The organism is Microcoleus sp. S13_C5 (assembly GCF_036700845.1).
In the GTDB taxonomy this organism is placed as follows: domain Bacteria; phylum Cyanobacteriota; class Cyanobacteriia; order Cyanobacteriales; family Microcoleaceae; genus Microcoleus.
Genome location: NZ_JAUBPR010000005.1, coordinates 39,601 through 64,301, shown reverse-complemented (window position 1 = coordinate 64,301; position 24,701 = coordinate 39,601). Strand labels below are relative to the sequence as shown.

The following is a 24,701-nucleotide window of genomic DNA, read 5'->3' as shown; positions in this document are numbered from 1 at the left end:
GTGACATAGGTAATCCATAAGGGCAACCACGGGGGATTGCCCCTACACCCATTTGACCTATCATTGACGATTGTTATGTGCTTGCAACCAAGTTGTCAAATCTGACACACTGGCCAACTCTAAGACGGCCTCTCCTAAATTCTCTAATTGCTCAGCGGATAACTGACTGATGCGAGTTGGGATCTCCGGCGACAACGGGCCGACACGGCGCTCCAACAGCCGCATAACTAACTCCAACTTTCCTTGTTTGATGCCTTGTTCGATGCCTTGTTCGATGCCTTGTTCTCTCCCGATTCTGGTAGCTTTGGTAATTGCACCGCGTTGGTCTTGAATAAAAATTTCTCGCCTTTCTAAATCTTCTAATTCATCAGGAGCGAGATTCGCTTCATTCGCAATTGCAAAAGCCTGTCGGAGTTCCGGCACATTTCCCAACTCTTCGGGAACTGACCGTAAAATTTGAGCAGTTTTCATAAAATATATCCACTTATCTGTCAGCGTTTCTAACTCCTGTAATGTCTTGTCAAATTTGGGCAACTCAACAAATACAAGTTCAAATTCATCAGCTAGATATTCGGTTGAAAAACTTTTTTCTTTGAAAACAAAGCGCGAAATCACTGTTTCCATATCCTCAAACATTGGAAAATCTGTAATCGTCAGAGCAATCACAGGGTTTAACAAGCTGTAGCGGCTTCCTGTGGTTAGCTGCATTGAATAAGCTTTAGTGGCATTGTATAAAATCCGCTTCTCGAATGACTCTACATTCAATACTTGCATTTCAATAATTACAGTTTTGTTGCCATCAATCTTAGCTTTGACATCCAAGTAAGTATCTTTGACTCCTTTGATTTTGGGAGCTAAATAGGGATCTATAATTTCTAAATCTTCGATGACTGGCTGTGCTTCGTAGAGCATGGCATTCAAGAAACTAATCAAAATGTCCTTACTTTCAGCAGACCCGAAGATTTTTTTAAAGGCAAAGTCGGTTTTGGGGTTAATAAAATTCATGGCAATTTAAATTTATTAGAAGTTGAGAGGTTGAGGTTAGAGTTATTTAATTATTTAACTATTATACAATCTTGTAGATTGGGTTCGCGGACGATCGCCCCAACCGACCTCACCCAAATACGGATCAAGCGGCCGACAGCAGTCGCCCTGAGCAATCATGGCTTCGACAAAAGTTCCAGCGCCCAGTCCGCCCCTAGGCGAGCCAATCTAAAATCTCAAATCTCAAATCTAAAATCAGCCCTACGCGCTCAGTCATTTTTCCCAAAAAGCTAACTCAGGAACGTTTCGGCAATCGTAAAGTCATGATAAGCAAAGCACCTCAAGCCTGCTAAAAACAACAGCTATGAAGTTTGTCTGCGTTCTATCCCCTCAACGGTTGCTTTCTGCTGGTATCGCATTGCTCGCTGCGATCGAGTGTGGCGCGTGGCTTGCTCCCAATGCAGCGCGGGCAAAAGATCCTGGGAAAAATTATTCGTCTGTGTCGCCGAAAATCCTCGCTAGTAACGATGTTAATTGCAATGGCGGACGATCGCCAGAAAATCGGTGTCCAGTCGGCGGTTTGTTCGTCAAAGCTCAAAATACGACCCCAGAACAAGTCTTTCCTCTCAAGCAGACTGAAGTTAAAGCCAAAATAGCTGGCAATATCTCCCGCGTCGAAGTTGTTCAGAAGTTTGAAAATCCTTTTCCAGAATCTATAGAAGCTGTTTATGTATTTCCTTTGCCCGACGAAGCGGCGGTGGACGATATGGAAATTAAAATAGGCTCACGAATTATTAAAGCTGATATCAAACGCCGCGAGGAAGCTTTGGAAATTTACGAACAAGCCAGAAAGCAAGGCAGGACTGCTGGTTTGTTGGAACAAGAACGCGACAATATTTTTACTCAGTCTCTCGCTAATATCAAACCGGGAGAAAAAATTGAAGTTACGATTCGCTACACCGAAAGTCTCAAGTTTGCCGGCGGCGATTACGAATTTGTGTTTCCAATGGTGGTAGGGCCGCGCTATATTTCGGGAAATACGATCCCCCCCAACCCCCCTTTAGCAAGGGGGGGCTATAGTTCTGGTGCCGATCGCATTAACCCGCCTGTTTTGCCTCCGGGAACACGATCGGGCCACAATATTGCTGTTTCGGTAGAAATAGATGCCGGAGTTGCGATCGGTGATGTCCGCTCTACTTCCCATCAAATTACAACTCACCGCAGCGGCAATATTGTGCAAGTCCAATTAGCCAATTCAGACACAATTCCCAATAAAGATTTAATTCTGCGCTATCGAGTCGCGGGCGAAAATACTCGGGCAACTATTTTGACTCAAGCCGACAAGCGGGGCGGTCATTTTGCTACTTATTTGATTCCGGCTTTAAACTACAAAACAAATGAAATTGTACCTAAAGATGTCGTGTTTCTGATGGATACTTCTGGTTCTCAACAGGGCGAACCGCTGGCAAAATCTAAGGAGTTGATGCGCCGCTTCATTCAAGGGCTCAATCCCAACGATACTTTTACTATTATTGATTTTGCCAACACTACGAAAGCGCTTTCAACTACTCCTTTAGCGAATACAGCAGAAAATCGACAAAGCGCAATTAATTATATTGACAAGTTGCAGGCTAACGGTGGTACTGAACTGCTTAACGGTATTCAAGCAGTGATGAATTTTCCGGCGGCGGCTACGGGAAGGCTGCGGAGTATTGTATTAATTACGGACGGTTACATTGGCAACGAAAATGAAGTGCTAGCACGGGTTCAGGGGAGTCTGAAACCGGGAAATCGACTTTATAGTTTTGGTGTCGGCGGTTCGGTGAATCGGTTTTTGATTAACCGTTTGGCGGAAGTGGGAAGAGGCACGTCTCAAGTAATTCGTCAAGATGAACAGTCAGCAGAAGCGGCAGAAAAGTTTTTTCGTGAAATTAATCGTCCGGTATTGACTAATATTCAAATTAGTTGGGAAGGAATGGGGGAAAAACCGGAGATTTATCCGATCGCGCCCCCAGATTTGTTTGCGAGTCAGCCGCTGGTTTTGTTTGGCAAAAAGACCGATCGAGCTAACGGCCAACTTCGCATCCGCGGCACTCTTGCAGGTGGCAAAGCTTACGAGCAAGTTTTACCTGTTAATTTTGCTCAATCCGGCGGGCGGCAGCGAGAGTCCACTTCAGTCGCAGCAGGCGCTACGGATTTTGGCAATCCGGCGTTAGCTCAACTTTGGGGGCGATCGCGCATTAAAGATTTAATGAATCAAATGTTTGGTGGGGAGACTAAATCTCTGGTGGAAGCTGTGACTAATACTGCTCTGACTTATCGCTTGCTTTCGGAATACACGGCTTTTGTGGCTGTGAGCGAAGAAGTGCGAGTCGAACCCGATGGAACTCGTCGTCGAGTGCAAGTGCCTGTGGAATTGCCACAGGGTGTCAGCTATGAAGGTATTTTTGAGTCCGAGGGCGCTGAGCAAACTAGAGGTGGCTCTGGCAGGGTTACCTCCACTCGCAACTCGGCACCAGTGAGTCCAGCTCCTGCTATGGCGCCGCAGCAAGGTTACGGTGAGTTGCAACGCCCGAAGCCTTTGGCTTCTCGCCTCCAAGTAGTTAGCGCCGAAGGGTTGGATGCCGGGGCGATCGCCGCTTTGACTCAATACCTGCAATCTGTTAATCTCCCGGCGGGGGTTAGCGGTGAAACCGTGTGGGAGTTATCGGTACAAGACGGCCGCGTTGCCCGATTGGCGATCGACCCTCAAACCTCGACGCTGCAAGCAACAGACGCCGTAGAGACTCTCAAGAGGGCCTTGAGTTCCTGGCAACCCCCTGCAGGATTCAAGGGCACGCTGCGCCTCAAGTTGCGAATTACGGTCGATCCTTAAGGAATGACTATCTATGTCAAGAAACATTAACTTTTAATTCAAAAATACCGAAAGCGGGATCGCTACCGCGTGGAAGATATAAAATCTTTATTAAGAGATTGCCTTTAAACAGAAAGTGATGTTATTGAAATTTATACCGTTTGAGGCAAACGCTAAAACAGTTTCCTTTCTAAAACAGTTTCCTTTCTGAAACAACCTTAACAGTAAAGATTTCTGGATCGAAACCCCACAATCATAGAAGGTATGATGCCCTATGGAAGTTAGTGAACTGCTCAACAATTACGAAAAAGGACAAAGAGATTTTACTGGAGCCGACCTCAGCGGGAAAAACCTCAGCGGAGCAATCTTAATCGGAGTCAACCTTTCCCGAGCTAATCTTTCCGGCGCTAACCTCAGCAGGGCGTTTCTCACCAAAGCAACACTCAAAGGTGCACTGCTACAAAGAACAAATCTGAGCTTTGCCAAAATGGGTGAAACCCAACTCTCAGGTGCAGATTTGACAAAAGCTAATCTCAGCGGAGCTTTTTTGGTAAAAGCGAAATTGCCGAGAGCAAAGTTAAGTGGCGCAACTTTAACTGGCGCCAACCTGCGGGGTGCTGTGTTGTGGAATGCCAATTTGTGCAGCGCCGACTTGCAATTAGTTAACTTGCTGGGCGCAAATCTGACGGCAGCTAATTTTAAATGGGCAAACCTTTATGGTGCAAAGCTCAACAGTGCAAAACTTTTTGGAGCTCAATTAACAGGAGTCAGTTTGCGGCGAGCGCAGTTGACAGGGGTGAATCTCTGCGGTGTAGATTTAAGCGGCGTTAACGTGAGCGAAGCTAAACTAATGGGAGCTAATTTGGAAGGCTCGAATTTGGCGGGGGCGAATTTCAGCGCGGCTCAGTTGCGTGGGGTGAAGTTGGCGGGTGCAAACTTAACCGGGGCTAAGTTGAGGGGAAGTTGTTTGAGAGGGGCAAATCTGAATTGGGCAAAGCTGTGTCAAGCAGATTTGATTGCAGCAGATTTGAGCGAGGCGACGTTAATAGGAGCTAATTTAGATAATGCTTTGTTGGCGGGAGCTATTTTGCCGGATTCTACTAGGCGCTATTTTTCCTTAGCTGGGGCGGGCAGAGTCAATTCTTGGGAAGTTAATGAGATTAACGGTTGATTGTTGATTGATGACTGTTGACTGATGACTGTTCACTGTTGACTGATGACTATGACAATTAATTTTGGGGTGGTGCTGGTAACTGCTGCATCGGAGGCGGAGGCGGAAAATATTGCTAAAACTCTAGTTGAACACAAGCTGGCTGCTTGTGTGAGTTTGTCGCCAATTCGCTCTATTTATACTTGGCAAGGTGAGATTCATGCCGAGTCAGAGTGGCAGTTGGTGGTTAAAACTGATTTGGCTAAGTTTGAGGCTTTAAAAACAAAAGTTCAGGAACTCCATTCCTATGAAGTTCCCGAAATTATTGCTATTCCTATTATCGCTGGCAGCCATGCTTATCTGAATTGGCTGGGACAATCTTTAAATTTGTAGTCAAGACTTTACTCCTAAATTATCTAATGAAGAGGAACTAAAGTCTTTACTAAAAACTGTCAGAAACCTAGGAATTATGACTGGTAGGGCCGATGACGCCGATTTTGTGGCGAAAACTTAGTTCGCCACCGAACCAGCCTGTAATGCCCAGCAAGGTTGCAACGACGATCGATATTGCTAAACCTGTATATACGATCGGCTCAGCCGGATTTCCTTGTCGCAACACCAGGTTAATCAGGGTAAGTACCATAACCGCCACATTGCCGCCCATGTGCAACCAACCGGCACTGCGATCGCGCACTCTTTTAACTTTGAAAAAATCTAAAAAGCCCGTGATTGCTGCTAAAATCCCGGCAGCAAAACCGACACCCATCAGCCAAACCGAAGCTCTCGCCCAAAACGGATCGCTTGTGAGCCAATAACCGATGTCCGTGCCGGCGGCTCCTACTAAAAAGGCTACCGGAAAGATGACGATGATGGGGTGGATGGGATGGCCTGCAACTGAAAGCGTACTCGTAATGCCGGCGTCGCGATACTCTGAGTCGTCACTTTCGAGAATCGGCGGAATATTGGGATAAGGCGTACTATTTCTTTGATTTGTTTCCATGATTTCTACAGTAACTTTTGTACAACAAACCCATTTTTATTGGATTGAACTTAATCCCAAACCCGCTCGCCATTTTCGTCAACGCGGGCCTGCCGAATTACGTCAGAAATTTCATCGGCGTCTTTGACGTGGTGCAAAGCTTTCTTTTCCCCATCCTGTTCTTCGACGATCACATAAGTTGGAACTGTAACAACATCTCCCGTGATGTCTGGTACGTGGTCTACCGCCAGTTGCTGCGCTTTTTCTTCAATGGTTTGCGGTTCGTCGGAAATGCGATCGCCCGGATTGACAGTGCGCTCCATATCTTTGCCTGGTTTGTCGATACTCATAAAAACCTCTCTGGTATTTCTAATTTTTTTGCTGACTCTAATTCCTACTATTGAACGAAAAATATCCCTGCACAAACATCTCCCGAGGGGTGGAAGTTTCAGTTAGGGCGATCGCAGGCAGCCTCTTCCTGTAGGTAGAGGTTTTTCGATTGGTTCCGAAAAAACGTAAGCTAAAATCTAAGCATGATATTTTCCTTCCCTTTGAGTTGCCCATGAAAAGTTACGATTGGATTGTTGTCGGCGGCGGCATTACGGGTGCGTCACTGAGTTACGAACTGGCAAAAAAAGGTTTTGCTGTGCTGCTTTTGGAACGAGATGCTACCATGCAAAATGCTACTCGTTTTAGTTATGGTGGCTTAGCTTATTGGTCGGGTACGACTGATTTAACTCGGCAATTGTGTGGGGAAGGTATCGAACGCCACCGCAATTTATCGGCGGAATTAGATGCTGATACTGAGTTTCGCGAGTTGGATTTGTTGCTGACAATTGATGCGGGCGATGATGCCGAAAAAGCGGCAGCTAATTATGCGGATTTTGCGATTCCTCCGCAGCTTTTGAGTGTTGCAGAAGCTGGCGAGTTGGAACCTTTGCTAAATAAAAGTGCGATCGCCGGAGCTCTGACTGTGCGTCACGGTCACATTTCGCCGCCAGCCACAAATAAAGCTTATTGTCAAGGGTTTCTGCGGTTGGGAGGCACGATAGAATTTGCTGAAGTAATTGGGTTTATAGAAGAGGGAAATCGGATTTCGGGAGTCAAGACTGCCCAGGGAATTTATCGTTGTGAAAATGCTGTGGTTTGTGCTGGAGGTTGGAGTCGGAGTTTGCTGAAAGCCGCTGGTGTTTCTGTGGGAGTTTATTTTACTCACACGGAGATTTTGGAAACTGCACCTGTGGATTTGAAACTCAGGACTTTGGTGATGCCTGCGGTATTAAAACGTTTTGAATTGGAAGCTGAATCGAGTAGAAATGAGGTGGATTTTCTTTGGGATGAACCGGGTAAAGAGTTGCTGCCGCCGATTTTAGATTCGGGTGGAATTCAGTTTAATGATGGGAGTTTGCGGATCGGGCAATTGTCGCGTACTTTGAGCGATTTGAATGCTAAAGTCGATCGCGAAACCAGCGAAACGGCAATTCGTGCAGGAATCGGCAAGGTTTTGCCTGATTTGGCAGGTTTATCGGCAACTTGGCACGAGTGTATTGTGGCATTCAGCGCTGATAATTTGCCTGTAGTGGGGCCGATTGCCGATCGCCCTGGATTGCACGTTTTTTCGGGCCTCAGCAATCCTTTGGTGATTGTACCTGCTTTGGCTGAGCGATTTGCGAAGGCGGCGGGAGAAGAAGAGAGGGCGATCGAGCTTTTATCTCCCAGTCGATTTATCGCAGAAGAAAGTTCGGCAACGGATTCTGTAACGGATGTAACGGATGTCAGGAAGAAGGAAGAAGGAAGAAGGATAGATGACTAATGACTACTGACTAATGACTAATGACTAATGACTACTGACTAATGACTACTGACTACTAACTAACAAAGGCAGCGTGACAATAAATGTAGTACCTTTGTCGATCGCACTTTCCACACTTATTGTACCGCCGTGCAGGTCAACTATGTGTTTGACTATGCAGAGTCCCAAACCCGATCCTTTAATCTTGCCTACATTAGCACCCCGTTCAAACTGCTGAAATAGTTTTCCTTGATATTCCGCTGTCATCCCAATTCCCTCATCTCGAACGCACAAAATTATTTGTTGGTTTTCGCAGCTTAAGTCTAAACTTACCTTGCCGCCGTTTGGAGAATATTTAATGGCGTTTGAAAGCAAATTAGTCAGAAGGTGGTGCAGTAGTTTGGCATCGAGATTGGCGTGCAGCGGATTTGTGTGACTGCGGAAATGTACTAGGTGTTTGTCGGTGACGATAGGTTGCAGTTCTTCTAAAATAGAATTGCATAAATCCGTCGCATTAATATGATTTAAATTTAAGGAAATTTTGCCGGACTCTGCTTTGCTAAGCATTAAAATATCTTCCAGCAACCCACTCATATTACTAACTGCTTTTTTTATGCGATCAACATTTTTATTGCTAGTTCCGGGGTGTCTATGCAAGTCGCTATCTTCTAGCATTTCAGCCGATAACTGTATAGTAGTTAAAGGAGTGTTTAAATCGTGGTAAGCCATTGAAATAAAGCGCGATCTATTTTCGCTTTTTTCTGCTGCTAATGCCATTGATTTTTTCAGACTAACTGCTTCTTGATGTTTGCTCAGTGCTATCTTGATAGTGGCGTGCATTTCTCTTTCTTTAAAAGGTTTGAGCAGGTAGCCGTAAGAACCAGTATTTTCGGCTCGCTGCAAAGTTTCGTCGTCGGCATAGGCAGTTGTATAGATAATTGGTATATCTAATTCTTGATTAATTATTGCTGCTGTTTCTATGCCGTCAATGTCGCCTTTGATAACTATATCCATTAAAATTAAATCGGGTCTTAGTTCGCGGGCGCGCTGGATGGCATCCGCTCCTGAAGAAACGATATCGGCGATTTGATATCCCAATTTTTCTAATTTAGGAGATAAATTTTTAGCAATTAACAGTTCGTCTTCGACGATCAAAATATTAATTGGTTTTTCAGCAAAACTCATATTCTCACAATCTTTGAAAGTAGTTTAATTCGTTAAATTTCAAGTGAAATGCTGTTCCAACTTGTCTGGATATTTCGATGGTTCCTTCTAACTGCTCGGTTAAAGTGCAGACAACTTGAAACCCCATCGAGTGAGTTTTCCGAAAATCTAAGTTTTGAGGAAAGCCAATGCCGTTGTCCTTAACTAAGAGGTTGATTTCTTGATCGCCAGTTTGATAACATTCTACACTAATTGTACCAGTTGTGCCATCAGGAAAAGCGTGTTTCAGGGTATTTGAAACCAATTCATTGGCAATTAAACCGCAGGGAGTAGCGGTTTCAAGATTTAGGGAAATTGGCTCAGCTAATACCTGTAACTGAATTCGGTTGTTGCTAATATTGTAAGAGTGAAACAAGTTACTTACCAAATCTTCGAGATATTCTCCAAAATTAATTTGCGCCAGGTTAGTCGAGCGGTACAGTTTTTCGTGAATCAGAGCCATAGAATAAAGGCGATTCTGACTTTCTTCAAACATTTTGCTTACTTGCGGGTCAGCAACTGTGTTCGATTGCAATTCTAACAGACTGGCAACTACGCAGAGGTTGTTTTTGACGCGGTGGTGAATTTCTTTGAGCAAAATTTCTTTTTCTTTGAGGGAGTTTTTCAAATTTGCTTCCGCTTGTTTGCGATCGCTTAGTTCAGCTTGCAGTTGCTGGTAAAGTAGAGATTGCTGAATGGCGATCGCCAATTGATTCACCAACTGCTGAAATAAATTGATTTCCCATTCTTGCCAATCACGAGGGCCATCACATTGGTGGGCAATCAGCAATCCCCAAAGTTGGCTGTGCTGAATAATCGGCACTACTAACTTTGCCATAACTTGAATCTGTTTCATAAACTCCGCTACACAAGGTGTAAGTAAGGGAGAATCTAGTTCGGAGATCGCAGAAATTCGCCCTTGCAGATAAAGCTGATAACTTTGGGGAGGAAAAGCCTCTTCGCCAAAACATCTATCCACCAGTTGGCTGCATCCTTCTGCCACGGCTTCAGCAATGACTCGACCGCCACCTTCTGGTAAAAGTTGATAAACCAAAACTCGATCGGCTAATAATACTTGCTGGAGTTCCGCAACCGTGGTGTTGAGAATTTCCTCTAATTGCAAAGACTGGCGGACACGACGAGCGATCGCCTCCACAAGTCGTTCTTGCTCGAACTGCTGCCCCCTAGCGAGTTCGGCGTATTTAGAATTGCTGATATCAGCGGCATAACCAATAATTTCGATCGGAATGCCCCTGCTGTCAACCAATAGTTTTAGTTCCGTCCTTAGCCAGCGGTAAATTCCGTCTTGGTGTAGAAAACGGTACTCGCAAATGCAATTTTTTCCCTCGCATAAATCAGAAAAATTAACTAAAAATTGTGGCCGATCTTCAGGGTGAATCCGGCTAGACCAAAATTTAGAATCTGCTAACAATTCTTGGGGCTCGTAGCCAACGATTGTCTGAACGTTGTCGCTGATGTAAGTAGTACAAAAGTCCCCCGTCGGTGCGGCTGTAAAAATTACCGCCGGATTAGAACCCAGCAAAAATTGCAGGCGTTCTTTTAACTGCTGAAATTCCATTTCTGCCCGCTTACGATAACTGATATCTTCGATCGCCCCCATGCTGTAGAGAGGAATGCCCTCGCGATCGCGGATCAGCGTCACCGTCAAGTTTGCCCACATCAGCTCGCCATTCTTCTTAATCAAGCGTTTTTCCCTTTGGAAGCGACAAATCTTGCCCTCGACCAACTGCTTGATTTGCTCCACATCTGCTTGTAAATCTTCTGGATGCGTGAGTTCAGTAAAAGTCATGGTAGCCAACTCCGAATCGCTGTAGCCCAACATCTGGCGGTGAGCTTCATTCACTTTGATCGTGCGGTAGTCGCGCACGCTTGCCAAACCAAGCGCGATCGGAGCATCGTCAAATAAGTTGCGAAACTTTTCCTCGCTCTTTTGCAGTGCAGCTTCTGCGTGTTTGCGAGCGGTAATGTCTCGGGCGACCCACATCACCCGATCAATCTCCAGCGGCGAAATACTGGCATCAAACCAAAATAATTTGCAGCCAATTTCCATGCTGTATTCAACTCTGTGGGTTTGCCCAGATGCCAATGTTTGGCGAATGTGGGTCAGGGCAAAATTAGCTTCCGCTTCTGGGAAGATGTCGGCGACGGTTTTGCCCAGCACTTCAGGAGCCGGTTTGTACAACAGTTCGGGAGCCGTGGGGGCGATTTTGAGGTAGCGGCCGCTTGCGTCGAAAACCATGACGATATCCGTCATGGCATTAAACAGCGCTAGCAGTTCGGCTTCGGATTTTTGGAGTTTTTCTTCGGTCAATTTGCGATCGGTAATGTCGGTGTCAGTGCCAGTCAGGCGGAAGACCTTGCCAGAAGCCGATCGGATCGCGCTGCCGCGGGCAAGTATCCAGCAAATGCTGCCGTCTTTACGCAGCATCCGGTGTTCTATTTGATAAATTTCTGTCAAACCCTCTAGATAAGCATTTACTGCTTCGGCGACTGCAACTCGATCGTCGGGATGAACATGAGACGCCCAATTTTCCATGCGGTTAGGAATCTCTGCGTCCTGATACCCCAACAAAGCTTTCAAAGACGGAGCAATGTAGATTTCGTCGGTTTCCAAATTCCAGTCCCAAACCCCCACTTTGCCAGCCGATACTGCCATTTCGTACCATTGTGTCCGCTGCTGCACTCGCAGTTCTAATTCTGCATTGAGCTGCTGCAAAGCGATTTCTGCTTGTTTGCGATCCGTGACATCCCGGCCTGCAGCTTGATACTCGACGATTTGTCCGCTCTCGTCGAATATCGCCCGATCGATCCACTGCTGCCAGCGAATTTCCCCGCTCGACAAAATTACTCGGTGTTCGCAGGTAAAAATAGGGTTGTCGGGAGACACAGAAGTATATTGCTGTTGAAACATTTCTCGGTCTGCTTCTGGCAGCAGGGACATGAAGCATTTGCCGAGTAAGTCGAACGGTTGCACGCCGAAATAACGACAGTAAGCTTGATTGACAAAAGTTATTTTACCGTCTGGGAGGTAGCGGCAAATCAGTTCGGTTTGGTCTTCCACAATCGCCAGGTAGCGCGCCTCGCTCTGCCGCATGGCATTTTCGGCATTTTGGCGATCGCTGGCTTTTTCTAGTTCACAATTGCCCTCTAACAGTTCGCATTGTTCCTGGAGTTTTGCCACTTCTTGATGCAGTGCCTCGATCCAGCTATACATTGCTGGGCGAATCCTTTTTTCGCTGACTATACCTACTGGCTGACCCCGTTCATCTACAATTGGCAAGCAATCGATCGAGTATTGACAAAATAGCTTGAATGCGGTAGTAATATCTGTAAATTCGGATTCTTGTAAGACAATTAAATTCCGCGTCATTGCGTCGGCAACTTTCATGCCTTGCCATCCGTATTCGGAGGTGGCTAAGTTGAGCACATCTTCCGGGCTTAGCAGTCCGACTAGCTGATTTTCATCGACAACTAAGACGCAACTAATCGATGCTTTTACAGTTTCGTTTGAGTCGGGAAGTGCAGGTGAATTAGGCATTAGGCAAGGGTTGCTCATCCCACGCATCAGGGCGATCGCCTCTACGAGCGAAGTTGAGGGCTCAACCGTGGCAGGGTGGCGATCGACAGCTTCGTCGGGCGATCGTAAATTTGCCGACAAATTAGCTAGTTCCATTAGTCTTGGTCAAAAAGTATTGCTAATTAACTTTAGCAACACTTTTAGTCATCAGCCAGATGACTGATCACTTATGACTGATGAGCTGCCTGATTTTCGACCAATGAGAATATAAGTTTTCATTACCCCTTTGCCTTTAACTTCAATCATTCCTCGCTCCTGAAATAAATATTTATTTTCCAACAACTTATAAGTAGTTTCGCTCACTTGAATCCGCCAAGGCAAACCCTGAGATTCCATGCGGGAAGCAATATTTACCGTGTCGCCCCATAAATCATAAATAAACTTCTTTATACCAATTACTCCGGCAACAACCGGGCCGCTGTGAATGCCAATGCGGATGCTAAAATATTTATTATGGCTAGCATTAAATCGGGCTATTTCTGCTTGCATATCTAAGGCAAATTGGGCGATATCCTCTGCGTGGTCTGCCCTGGGTTCAGGCAGCCCTCCAACCGCCATGTATGCGTCGCCGATGGTCTTGATTTTCTCTAAACCGTGCTGTTCGCACAAAAGGTCGAATCCTGAGAAAATCTTATTTAAGAGATCCACAAGTTCGATCGGATTCATGACGGCAGACAAAGCAGTAAATCCCACAATGTCTGCGAACAAAACAGTCACTTCCGGAAAGTATTCGGCAATAGTAGTTTCGTTTTGCTTAAGGCGTTCTGCTATTGCCTTGGGCAAGATATTTAACAGCAGCTTTTCGGATTTTTCTTGTTCTTCCCGCAGGGCATCTTCTGCTTGCTTGCGTTCCGTAATGTCGTGGTAACTCCAAACTCTGCCGATAATTTTATCTCCCAGCCGCTGCGGTTGGGAATAGCGTTCAAAAAATCTGCCGTCTTGAAATTCCAACAAGTCGTAACTTTCGGCTTCTGGCTGCTCGTAAAGCGATTGTATTCTCTCTTGAAATGCTTGGGGATTCTTCATTTGGTTCAGGACAAAGGCGATCGTTGTGGCGTCGTCTCGCAGTGCCATCACTTCGTTAGGTATGCCCCACATTTCCACAAATTGTCGATTGAAAGTGACGATTTTTCCGCTCCTGTCAATCGCTAAAATACCGTCCGCAGTAGAATCAAAAGTTGCTAGCAGCAGGGACACAGATTTGGCTAGGGCGTCTTCGGCCATTTTTCGAGCAGTAATATCTCGCAAAATAGCGCGAATTGCTACTAGCGATCCTGCCGCAAATTTACAGCTTATGCTCCCTTCGAGCAAAATTTTTTCATGATATTTAGTAATAAATATTAGTTCAATAGAGTGCGGATACAATGTATCTTCATTTACGCTTTTTTGGGTAAGAGCTTGATACAATATATCCCGAGAGTCGGGGGAACTGTTCGGATGAATGATATCAAAAACAGTCATTTGAGCAATTTCTGATTCGGTGTAGCCCAGAGTTTCCCGCCAAGCCCGATTTACATACAAAAAATGACCGTCCGCTCCTATACTTTGAATTAAGTCAGTAGCATTTTCAAATAAGTCTCGCAGTTGTTCTTCGCTTTCCCGCAAAGCTATTTCCGCTTGCTTACGCTTAATAAATTGACCGAGTTGGCTGCCGATGGTTGCCATTATCTGGAGCAATTCTTCATCAAAACACTGCACTTCCCGGCTGAATAAAATCATCACCCCCAACACAGACTTTGCCGAATTTTCAGGATCGTAGTCGCCCACAATTGGAAAACCAAAAGCTCCGTGGAGTCCTTCTTCAGCAGCAATTTCGCGGCGTATACAACTGTCGTTTTTTGTGACATCGGCAATCCACTGAGAGGAACCGCTGGCCCAAACGAAACCCGGTAATCCTTCGCCAAACGCACAAGTCATTTGTTCGGTAAATTCGGCAAATTTGGGGATAGAAACTGAGCGTTTTGTCCAACTGGCGACGCAGCGAAGCAAATTGGGGTCGGAAACCGCAGTTATTCTCTTAGTTTCTGACAGCAGTTTTTCCCCAGATTCTGGCATCCAAAGTTCGGCAGTATCCCATCCCAAGCTGTCACAAATGATGGGAAGAATTGCTGCTATAGCTTTTTTGATTGTTTCGGATGCCGACAGGATGCGAGTGGTGACGTACTGAGTTATTTGTCGCTTGCGGGCGCGCTGTCTATCTGTGACATCGCGGCCGATGTAAACGAAATCTTGAAGGGCGGGCCCAGAGCCAGAAATACCTTTAATATCAGTCGAAATCGCCGTACAGGAAAACGAAACTGTTAGCTTTTCTCCGGTTTTTGCCGTGCAAATTACTTCGGCGTTAGTTTGAGATTGTTGAGGTTCCTCTTGGCTGACTGCTTGCAAAGAGGAGCCAAAAGCAGCAAGAGCGTCTATTTGCTGGCCTACTAATTCTGATTCGCTGTAACCGAACAAATCTTGAGCCGCTTGATTGACTTTTTTAATCTTTCCCGAGGCTGTTGTTACCAACAAAACTTCGGCCATTGAAGTAATAATTTTTTCAACATAATTATTAGTAGCCGCTAAGGTACTCAATAAAATATTCATTTCATTGGTAGCTTGCACTAGAGTTTGTTCTAAAGCCATCCTCTCGCTTACGTCTTGAAAAAATATAATTAATCTCTGATAATTCTCGTCATTGGTGAACTCCACGATATACATATCAAAATAAAGCCGCGAACCATTTTCTAATAGTCGCGTCATCGCTTTTAATTCAAAATTTGGCAAACGTTTTTCAAAAATATCAATTAAAATTTCTTCAGTTCCCACCAATTCTGGAAAGGGAATGCGGACATCGTTGCCGGCGATTACTTCGTCGGGAGAGTCTGCAAACCGCTGCACTTTCAGGGAGATTTCTTGGATTAAAAAGTTTTTATCCAGTGCTAGGTACTCCAAATGGTGGGGAACTAACAGTTTTTTTAACAAGGTTTTCATGTGAGGTTTTTAGTATTGAAGGCGCCCTCTGGATGTAATTATATAAAATTAATTTATTTATCTCTGTTTTTCAAAGGGAATTCTGACTATAAAGGTAGTGCCTAACCCTATCTCGCTATAAAATTCAATTTGACCTCCGTGCAATTCTACACACTGCTTGACTATGGATAAACCCAGTCCTGTACCGGGTATTTTTCCGACATTTTTGGCTCGATAATAAGATTCAAACAGTTGTTCTTGGTCTTCTATAGGAATGCCAATGCCTGCGTCTTTAATTTTAAATATAGCTTCTTCATTGTTATGACAATTTAATTCAAAATAAATATGGCTGTCGAGGGGTGAATATTTGACAGCATTTGACAGCAAATTTGTCAAGATGTGCCGCAGCAATTTTGGATCTAGTGCGGGCAACTGTTGCGTTTCCTGCGAGTCGGTATCATTTTGTTTCGCGGGCGTAACTAATTCTTGATAAATAAAGTTAATTGTATGATTTTTTCCATAACTAATTTTAATTGATTCTACTAACTCGCTGCAAAATTTTTTTAAGTCAACTGGTGCGGGATAGAATTCGAGTTTTCCTGCTTCGGCGCTGCTAAGCAACCGCACGTCCTCTAATAGCTGAGCCATTTGTTGAGATGCTGATTTAACGTGTTGCAGGTATTGTTGTTTTTCCGCGTGGGTGATTTCGTCCCCGTAGTCTTGGAGGATTTTAGTAGCAAATAATACTGTACTTAAAGGATTGCCGAATTCGTGAGCAATCATTGAGAAAAAACGAGATTTTACCTGTCTGAGTTCTTGCTCTTTTGCCAAAGAGCCGCGAATTTCTATTTCTTGTTGTTTGCGTTCTGTGATGTCCCTGCCTATATAAATGAAATCGTAAAGTCCCTCTAATTCTGTCTGAATTGCCGAACAGGAAAATTCTACCCAAATTTCTTCTCCTGCTTTAGTAGTGCAGACTATTTCTAGTTCTCTACGCAGCTCTTGCTGAGACAAAATATAGCGGTGGCGAGCTTGGTAAATTAATGTTTCTTCTAGTAATATTAAAGACAGGGGGTTGCCGATCAATTCTGCTTCGCTATACCCAAATAACCATTGAGCGGATTGATTGATTGTTTTGATAGTTCCTAATGTTGTTGTCACTAACAAAGCATCGCCCATCGAACGAATAACTTTATCTATATAATCTTTAGAAGCGGCTAAGGCGCTAACCAAAAGATTAGCTTCATTCGCGCTCTGAATCAACGATTGCTTCATCACCATCTTTTCGGTAGTATCTTCAATCAAAATTAGCAATTTATTTGGCACATCTTCTTGTTCTTCTTCATATTTGATAGCCAACATATCAAAGTATAAAGGGCGGTTCGGGTCGGCAAACCGGGCGATACCTTTGATTTCAAAACCCGGCAGCCGTCCCATAATGATAGACATGAGGATATTTTCAATGCCAATCAGTTCGGGAAAACTGATGCGAGCATCTGCACCGGGTATCGCGTCGCCCGGAGTATCGGCATAGTGCTGCACTTGGGCGGAGGTTGCCTGAATGATAAAATGGTGATTGACTACAAAATACTGTGTTTGTCGCGGCCCTAACAGCTTTTTTAACAGGGGGTTCATACTTGTTCTACCATTGTGTAAGCTAGTTTGTAGAAAATTTCGTCAACGTCTTTGCCTGTTTTAGCAGATGTCGTGCAGACTCCTATTACTTTGTCTTGACCTATCGAATGGGATATTTCCACTAGCAGCGCTAATTTTTCCTGGTCAATCAAGTCTACTTTGTTCAAAGCGACGATAATTGACCCTTTAGGATTGACTGAAGAATAAAGCTGAATGTGTTCGGAGATTCGCTCAACTGTTTCGGAGCGGCTGACATCGGCAACGATTAGAACGCCGCTAGCTCCCTGCAAGTAAGTCGGTGCTATTCCTTTGAATTTTGTATGTCCTTCTAAGTCCCAAATTAGCAACTGTGCAGTCACGTTTTCCCGCTGTTTTACGCCTTCTAATTCTACGTTTTTGCGAGAAATTTTTACTCCCACGGTGGAGAGGTATTGGTCGGTGAATTGCCGATCAACAAAACGGCGGATTAGGCTGGTTTTGCCCACGCCAAAATCGCCGATCATACACATTTTTTTAGATATAGTAACTGACATAATTATTTACTGTTTATGGTCTTAGTTATTGGTTCAAATACCACGCATCTGCTTAAAAGTCGTGGTTGATTGGGTTCCACGTCGGCAGGAGGATTGGGGATGCCAACCGTTTGGAGGCGCTTCGGATCAGCACCTTGCCGCACTAAAGCATCTCGCACTGCTGCGGCACGCCTGAGCGACAACTGTTGATTTGTAGCAATTTCCCCAGTTTGATCGCTGTGCCCAATTATCTTAATCTGTTTTTGAGGATATTGATCCATGAATTTTTTGACACTGGCGATGATTTCTTCATGTGTTGAGTCTAATTTTGTCGTTCCTGGCTCGAAGTAGATGCGGGTTGTAATTTTCAGCGGATCTAATTTAACTGTGCTAATCACAGATTGAACACCGGGAATTTGCTTCAGGGACTGAGCTATTTTCTGTACGTCTGCACCTTCTCTAACTGTGCCCTCTACAGTCACTTTACGATCGCCATACCGACTAAAAATAGAAACACCCTCTCTCTGGTTCAAAACTGCGGTAATCCGCTGCACCTCGGCCGCAGTCAAAACTGGATCGGGGGGGACATCTACAGCTACTATTCTATTATCTAATTGCAATTTCGGTGCAGTTGAGGCGGCTATTTTTGCGGCTTGTGCCCGCAATTCTTGATTTGGCAACTTACCAGTTAGCTTTAAAGTTTTGCCATCAACTGCCACATCTAAGCGGTAAACTGCTAATTCGGGAGTCGAGGCTAAAGCTGCAATGGCATTTGCTTCGAGGCGGCGCTCAACACTGCTGCGGTATTGATAAATTCCCCAAGGTACTAAGATTAAGCTCAGGGCAGCTAAACTGATAGCGGCTAGGGCGATCGGGGGTTTTTTAGATTTTTCCGTTTGTAGCGGGTCGAATAAAGTTTTTATACAAGGGTGCAGCGACTCCGGTATAGTGCCCGGATCGCCGTTAAACTCGTGAATTACTTGAGCATAATTAAGAATGAGATTACTAACGGTTTCTCGTATTTTCTTGATGAAAGAGTCTGGCGGTTCTCCTTTGATCACGACTGCCATGTAGCAATATCCCGCTACTTCTAGCAGAATTTTTGAGTCGCCGTATTCAATTTGATTTAGTTCGGAAGATTCTCCCGGCTGCACGATGCACTCGTTAACAAAGCTGCGAATAGCTGTCAGCATTCCTGCTACCATTTCTGATTCTAACTGGTAGCTTTCTGAGTTTTGAACTTCGGAAATTATCAAGCCAGATGCTTTGTGAATTAAGAAGGCTGCTTGGACGGTAAAGGGTACTGATTCTTTGAGGATTAATTCAGCTTCGGAGACTCCTTGTACTTTGGAGCGAATTTTTCTCTGGAATCCTTCGACGCTGATGGCATTTGACACTTTTTCATTGATTGTCTTGATAGCTTCTGCCATGTATCGGGAAATTGTACTGCCAATTACGGGATAGAGCGCATCCACCATAGAGTCGCGTTCGAGTTTTATTTGGGCTGTAATCGCTTTGCCCATTTCGGGGGCGAGGGCTTGAGCGATCGACTCTTGGTCAAGGCGAATTTGCTCTTTAATTGCCAGACCAATTTCTGGGGCGATCGCGTTAGCAATATCCGCTGGGGAATTCACTATTTGTTGAGCAAGTGCCTCGGGAAGCAGCTCAGCTATTGCCGCACTCATTGCTGACTTGTTTTCCTGAGTTTTTGCCCTAATCACTTCGTCAATAATTGGGACGATCGCCTTGACAACTTCTTCTCTGGAATCGGCAATTTTGCGGCTGAGAATTTCTGCGATCCAAGGCAACATCAACTCAATCAGCTCTTGGGGCTCGTAGATTTGGTTCTCCAGTTTTCCTAATTTATCGTCGATTGTTGCCATCAGGTGGCGCACCCCCGGCAAATCGTTTTCGGCCAGCAGACTTTTCACTTGCTCGATATCCGAGATTTGCGAGCCAAACATCAGATTTTGCAGCCTTTCCATCGCGCTGTCGGCTTCATTTAAATCCTGTTTAATTTGCCCTAATATTTCTGTCGGCTGTTCTCGTAAGTTGGGAATTTCTATATCCGAAGCCACCGCAGCATCTAAATATCCAGTTTCTGGTGGCTCTGAGACTGTGGAAACTATGGAATTATTGGGAATTTCCGAGGGTTCTGACTCGGTTTCGGGAGCGGAAAAATCCTGTAAATGCCGATCGAACCCGTGGGATTTTTGAGCCTGTACTTCCTGTAGAGAATCTTTCATTGTCAAGTTAGACAATTCTTCGACAGGCTTTGATTCCTCCTCCAAATCCGCCTGGGCGATCGCTGAAACATCTATAGTTTTAGCTGATGAATAGTCTTTTTCCAGTTCTGAAGTGTTTAGTTTGTGAGTAGCGAATAGCAAACTTTTGAACTCGTCTGCAACAGGCGGGGCATCGCCAGACTCCGGCTTGCGATCGCCAGTTTCGGGTACACTTGCTGCAACTTCCTCTTGCTTTTCTGAGGAAATACCTAACAAATCCATCAACCCGCCGAGGGCCCCAGCTTGATTTTTTTCGTCGCTGCTGTCATCTTCGGGCTCTGCATTTTCCTGGTTGGAACCTGCAATAATTTTGAGATCGACTAACAGATTCAGCAAGGGTTCGAGCTGGGTTGCTGCATCGGCAGCGGACTCGTCAGGTTTAGAAACAAAACCCTCTAACTCATTTTCGTCAGCCGGATTTTCTTTCGGTAAAGCCATGCGTTATTATCCGTTATGGTGGCGCTCCGGCAACAGAAATTCGGTATTTAACTTATTATCCGCAACGCCTTTAAGTTCGGGTACAAATTCTGTTCCTTTGAGCCTCATGCCGAGTTCAAACAGAATTTCTGCCATGTCGTCTCTAGAAACTTTAACATCTCTGAGCATAGAAAAACGACGATCGAGCTCTTCAAAAACCTGTGTTTTCAAAGTGCGGGTTTCTTCAGATAGTCGATCTCTGGTTTTGGAGAGTTCGTCGCGAAGCGAATTGGTTTGATTGTCTATAGCCTCGTCGAGGGCTTCCATGCTGCTGGAGAATTTGCGGTTAACGCGATCGACTTGCTGACGGATATCTGCGCTTTCTTCTTGGGTGTTTGAGGTGAGCGATTTAACTTTCTTTTCTAACGAATCAACAGCAGCCTTCATTTCTCCTGAAAGAACTGTTTTTACTTGTTCGATGCGAGTTTGCATATCTTGCTGCATCATCGACAAGTCGGAATCTATTTTATCGAAGCGATTGTCGTATTCTCTAAGCTGCGCTCCAAAAATTATATCGCGAATCTGGTCGATATTTCCCAGCCGTTCGCGCATTTCTTCTTTAGTTATTTCGGCCATGCTTGTACCTAGGATCTCCGGAGATTGTGAGTTTAAGAACTGGGCTAGTGATTTACTACCGTTGTTGGTGGCACTAGCTTTTTTGAGTGGGTGGGCTTTTATTTTTTGAACTCTCACCCCTGCGTCGGGGATGGGATTTTTTAGAGTATTGACTCTAAATATCCTGAGATTCAAATTTTTGAGCCTGGCCTTGTCACCAAAAATGGCGGTTTGCTATCCTTGGCTTGCAGCAAGCTCATAGAAGCGTAGATTTTGCTGCTATACAGTACAGCGGGGTAGATTTTAATGTCTTGTACTTACATATTCAATCATATCGCATCTTGACAGTGCCTCATACCACAGCGCTTGATCCCCGGCAAAAAGCAGGGCGCGCGGGCGCACACCTCCCATTATATAATATATAACTCAAAAGCTGCACCGATCGCTCGCCGATCGGCTCCGAGGATGTAGCCTTTGACCTGAAAGCACTTATACAGTCGAACTCTGCCCCTCTCCCCCTCGAATTCTCTTCTCCTGCGATCGCCCTATAAAAATTCATAGGGCCCGATCGACAGCGATCAGACCCAATAATATGAGAACTTTGTTTTTTCTAACAAACGAGATGTGTTTCCGATTGAGAACTGTTACTTACTAGGGTTTACAACTTGTGCAGCTTTACTTTTAATCCGCAACTACAACTATGTCTGACTCGACTGCGGTTTGGCTTGACTGCTAGATCGGCAGTTCGCCACTATTCCAAGTTGTGTTCGGTTAATTTCTGCTGCGCCTGGGAATCTAGACCGGAGACACCATGCCTATATCCTCGAACTTTCTTTCTAAATATAGCGACCTCCTTTCTCTTTCTGTCCGGGTGTCTATTATTAAGTTAGCACGAGCTTTCCGAGCAGTAAAGCACTATTTGCAAAACTTGATAGGTCTTTACATTACTAAGTATAATGATATAAATATCCACATAGATGTAAGTTCTATTGCTGCTACATCTTTACATACTTAACAGTTCTTGTCATGTCTATTTCTCCTAAGTTTCTCAGTGGCAGCCAAATCCGCCAAACATTCCTCGACTTTTATGCTCAGCGGGGACATAAAATCTTGCCGAGTGCTTCTTTGGTGCCCGAAGATCCGACAGTGTTGCTGACGATCGCCGGAATGCTACAATTCAAGCCGATATTTCTGGGACAGGGCACCGCCGAATCACCGCGCGCCACGACTTCTCAAAAGTGCATCCGCACCAACGACATCGAAAACGTCGGCCGCACCGCCCGCCACCACACGTTTTTTGAAATGTTGGGTAACTTCAGTTTCGGGGATTATTTCAAGAAACAGGCGATCGCCTGGGCGTGGGAACTTTCCACGGAAGTTTTCGGTTTACCAGCGTCCAATTTGGTTGTTAGTGTTTTCCGAGAAGATGACGAAGCTTTTGCGATTTGGCGCGATGAAATTGGCATTCCGGGCGATCGCATTCAGCGCATGGGAGAAGATGACAATTTCTGGCAATCCGGCCCGACAGGCCCCTGCGGCCCGTGTTCGGAGATTTACTATGATTTTCACCCAGAGAGAGGCGACAATATTGACCTCGAAGATGATACCAGGTTTATTGAATTCTACAACCTGGTTTTCATGCAGTACAATAAAGATGCAGAGGGCAATTTAACACCGCTGCAAAATCAAAATATTGATACTGGCTTGGGACTGGAACGGATGGCGCAAATCCTCCAGAAAGTCCCCAATAATTACGAAACAGATTTGATTTTTCCGATCATTCAATCGGCGGCGAAAATTGCCGGGATTGATTACCACAATAGCGATGAAAAAGTCAAGGTTTCGCTGAAAGTAATTGGCGATCACATTCGGGCTGTGGTGCACATGATTGCGGACGAAATTCGCGCGTCGAATGTGGGTCGAGGTTACATTTTGCGCCGGTTGATTCGCCGGGTGGTGCGCCACGGGCGGCTGATTGGAATTCAGGGCGAATTTACGGTGCGGGTGGCTGAAAGTGCGATCGCCCTTTCGGAAGCTGCTTATCCGAACGTGCGGCAGCGGGAAGCTCAAATTAAGGCGGAATTGGCAAGGGAAGAGGCGCAGTTTCTCAAGACTTTGGAACGCGGAGAGAAGCTGCTGGAGGAAATTGTCGATCGCACAAAACAGCAAACCAACCAACAAATCAGCGGTAAAGATGCTTTCACTCTTTACGATACCTACGGTTTTCCCTTAGAACTGACTCAAGAAATTGCTGAGGAACAGGGAATTACTGTGGATTTGGACGGCTTTGAAGCGGCGATGAAGGAACAGCAAACTCGCGCTAAAGATGCTCGCCAAACAATCGATTTGACTGTGCAGGGTTCTTTGGATAAGTTGGCTGAAACTATCCAAGGAACTGAGTTTGTTGGTTATGCTGAATTGTCGAGTTTAGCTGAGGTGGAAGTTATCTTGGTTGACGGCAAATCTGTGGAGGAAGCAGCCGCCGGTACCGAGGTACAAGTTGTTTTGAACCAAACGCCGTTTTATGCCGAATCCGGCGGACAAATTGGGGATAAAGGTTATTTGAATGGCAGCAGTCATGGGGAGAATGCAGAGGGTTTGTTGGTAAGAGTTGATGATGTCAAGAAGGAATCGGATTTCTTCGTGCATTTCGGCTTTGTGGAACGGGGAACGCTGAGAGTGGGCGATAGTATTACGGCGAAAATTGACAATAGCGGTCGCCGCCGAATTCAGGCCAACCACACAGCAACTCACTTATTACAATCAGCTTTGCGGAAAATTGTGGACGATTCGATTTCGCAAGCTGGTTCGCTGGTATCCTCTGAGAGATTGCGGTTTGATTTCAATTCTCCGCGCGCTGTGACAGCAGAAGAGTTGCAGAAAATTGAGGATTTAGTTAATAGTTGGATTGCTGAGGCGCACGCTGCTGAGGTTGCAGAAATGCCGATCGCCCAAGCGAGGGAAAAAGGCGCAACTGCGATGTTTGGCGAGAAGTACGGCGATGTGGTGCGGGTTATCGATTTCCCCGGCGTTTCGATGGAATTGTGCGGCGGAACTCACGTCAGCAATACGGCAGAAATCGGGCTGTTTAAGATTGTTTCCGAAGCGGGGGTAGCGGCGGGAACTCGCAGGATTGAAGCGGTTTCCGGTCAAGCTGTTTTGGACTATTTGAACGTGCGGGATAAGGTGGTGCGCGATTTGGGCGATCGATTTAAGGCGAAGCCTGAAGAATTGCCGAACCGGATTACTAATTTGCAGAATGAGTTGAAGGATACTCAGAAACATTTGGCTGCTGTGAAGTCGGAATTGGCTATCGCGAAATCCGACCAGTTGCTGAGTGCGGCGGAGGCGATCGGCGAATTCAAAATCATTGTAGCTCAATTGGGTGATGTGGATACGGAAGCGCTGAAAACTGCGGCGGAAAGATTGCAGCAAAAGTTAGGAAATGCTGCGGTTGTTTTGGCATCAATTCCTGAACCGGATAAGGTAAGTTTGGTGGCAGCTTTTAGTCCAGAAGTCAATAAGAAAGGATTGCAAGCTGGCAAGTTTATCGGGGGAATTGCTCAAATTTGCGGCGGAAAAGGCGGCGGGCGGCCGAATTTAGCGCAAGCTGGGGGACGCGATGCAAGTAAGTTGCAGGAAGCGTTGGAAAGTGCTCGCAATTTGTTGATTGAAGGGTTGGGTTAGTCTGGGTTTTCTGTAAGAAATAAAAACTCTTTGTATCT

The 24,701-nt window shown here is 45.3% G+C and carries 15 protein-coding genes; 5 read left to right on the top strand and 10 right to left on the bottom strand.

Translation table 11 applies throughout. The features are described 5' to 3' along the window. Window positions 1–60: 60 nt before the first annotated feature. Window positions 61–1,005, bottom strand: coding sequence for an Rpn family recombination-promoting nuclease/putative transposase (locus QUA04_RS02800; protein WP_333253546.1), 945 nt, complete (start codon window positions 1,003–1,005; stop codon window positions 61–63). A 343-nt stretch (window positions 1,006–1,348) separates the two neighbouring features. Here QUA04_RS02800 and QUA04_RS02795 point away from each other — a divergent pair, with 343 nt between their 5' ends. The 3 genes from QUA04_RS02795 (at window position 1,349) to cutA (ending at window position 5,381) form a co-directional block, all read left to right on the top strand. Further along, a complete protein-coding gene (locus QUA04_RS02795; RefSeq protein WP_333253544.1) occupies window positions 1,349–3,859 on the top strand; it encodes a VIT domain-containing protein in 2,511 nt (836 codons plus the stop codon). A 253-nt stretch (window positions 3,860–4,112) separates the two neighbouring features. Further along, on the top strand, window positions 4,113–5,009 hold the full coding sequence (locus QUA04_RS02790) for a pentapeptide repeat-containing protein (RefSeq protein ID WP_333253542.1): 897 nt from the start codon (window positions 4,113–4,115) through the stop codon (window positions 5,007–5,009). 51 nt (window positions 5,010–5,060) lie between these two features. Then, window positions 5,061–5,381 (top strand): divalent-cation tolerance protein CutA, encoded by a 321-nt coding sequence (gene cutA, locus QUA04_RS02785; RefSeq protein ID WP_333253540.1) that lies wholly within the window; start codon window positions 5,061–5,063, stop codon window positions 5,379–5,381. 67 nt (window positions 5,382–5,448) lie between these two features. Here the strand turns inward: cutA and QUA04_RS02780 are convergent, their stop codons facing one another. Both QUA04_RS02780 and QUA04_RS02775 read right to left on the bottom strand, forming a co-directional pair. Then, window positions 5,449–5,988 carry a DUF2231 domain-containing protein gene (locus QUA04_RS02780; protein ID WP_333253538.1) on the bottom strand — a complete coding sequence of 180 codons (540 nt, stop codon included), beginning with the start codon at window positions 5,986–5,988 and terminating at the stop codon, window positions 5,449–5,451. Window positions 5,989–6,038: 50 nt separating this feature from the next. Continuing rightward, window positions 6,039–6,317 carry a hypothetical protein gene (locus QUA04_RS02775; protein ID WP_333253535.1) on the bottom strand — a complete coding sequence of 93 codons (279 nt, stop codon included), beginning with the start codon at window positions 6,315–6,317 and terminating at the stop codon, window positions 6,039–6,041. Window positions 6,318–6,529: 212 nt separating this feature from the next. On the opposite strand from QUA04_RS02775, the gene QUA04_RS02770 reads away from it, so the two are divergent. Then, complete coding sequence (locus QUA04_RS02770; protein ID WP_333253533.1) at window positions 6,530–7,780, top strand: FAD-binding oxidoreductase; 1,251 nt, start codon at window positions 6,530–6,532, stop codon at window positions 7,778–7,780. Window positions 7,781–7,825: 45 nt separating this feature from the next. Here QUA04_RS02770 and QUA04_RS02765 read toward each other — a convergent pair whose 3' ends face one another. Genes QUA04_RS02765 through QUA04_RS02735 form a run of 7 tightly spaced genes read right to left on the bottom strand, consistent with a single transcriptional unit; the run spans window position 7,826 to window position 20,997 of the window. Continuing rightward, window positions 7,826–8,944 carry an ATP-binding protein gene (locus QUA04_RS02765; protein ID WP_333253531.1) on the bottom strand — a complete coding sequence of 373 codons (1,119 nt, stop codon included), beginning with the start codon at window positions 8,942–8,944 and terminating at the stop codon, window positions 7,826–7,828. A gap of 4 nt (window positions 8,945–8,948) precedes the next feature. Next, window positions 8,949–12,656, bottom strand: coding sequence for a PAS domain S-box protein (locus QUA04_RS02760; protein WP_333253529.1), 3,708 nt, complete (start codon window positions 12,654–12,656; stop codon window positions 8,949–8,951). A gap of 51 nt (window positions 12,657–12,707) precedes the next feature. Beyond that, on the bottom strand, window positions 12,708–15,533 hold the full coding sequence (locus QUA04_RS02755; RefSeq protein WP_333253527.1) for an adenylate/guanylate cyclase domain-containing protein: 2,826 nt from the start codon (window positions 15,531–15,533) through the stop codon (window positions 12,708–12,710). A gap of 57 nt (window positions 15,534–15,590) precedes the next feature. Next, window positions 15,591–17,147, bottom strand: a complete 1,557-nt coding sequence (locus QUA04_RS02750; protein WP_333253524.1) for a PAS domain-containing sensor histidine kinase — start codon at window positions 17,145–17,147, stop codon at window positions 15,591–15,593. Beyond that, window positions 17,144–17,680, bottom strand: a complete 537-nt coding sequence (locus QUA04_RS02745; RefSeq protein WP_333253522.1) for a Rab family GTPase — start codon at window positions 17,678–17,680, stop codon at window positions 17,144–17,146. The genes QUA04_RS02750 and QUA04_RS02745 overlap by 4 nt, the downstream gene beginning before the upstream one ends. Before the next feature lie 2 nt (window positions 17,681–17,682). Next, a complete protein-coding gene (locus tag QUA04_RS02740; RefSeq protein ID WP_333253521.1) occupies window positions 17,683–20,382 on the bottom strand; it encodes an OmpA family protein in 2,700 nt (899 codons plus the stop codon). Between the two features lie 6 nt (window positions 20,383–20,388). Further along, window positions 20,389–20,997 (bottom strand): hypothetical protein, encoded by a 609-nt coding sequence (locus tag QUA04_RS02735; RefSeq protein WP_333253519.1) that lies wholly within the window; start codon window positions 20,995–20,997, stop codon window positions 20,389–20,391. 1,005 nt (window positions 20,998–22,002) lie between these two features. On the opposite strand from QUA04_RS02735, the gene alaS reads away from it, so the two are divergent. Next, entirely contained in the window at window positions 22,003–24,663 is a 2,661-nt protein-coding gene (alaS, locus tag QUA04_RS02730) for an alanine--tRNA ligase (protein WP_333253517.1), read from the top strand. The last annotated feature ends 38 nt before the right edge of the window (window positions 24,664–24,701 follow it).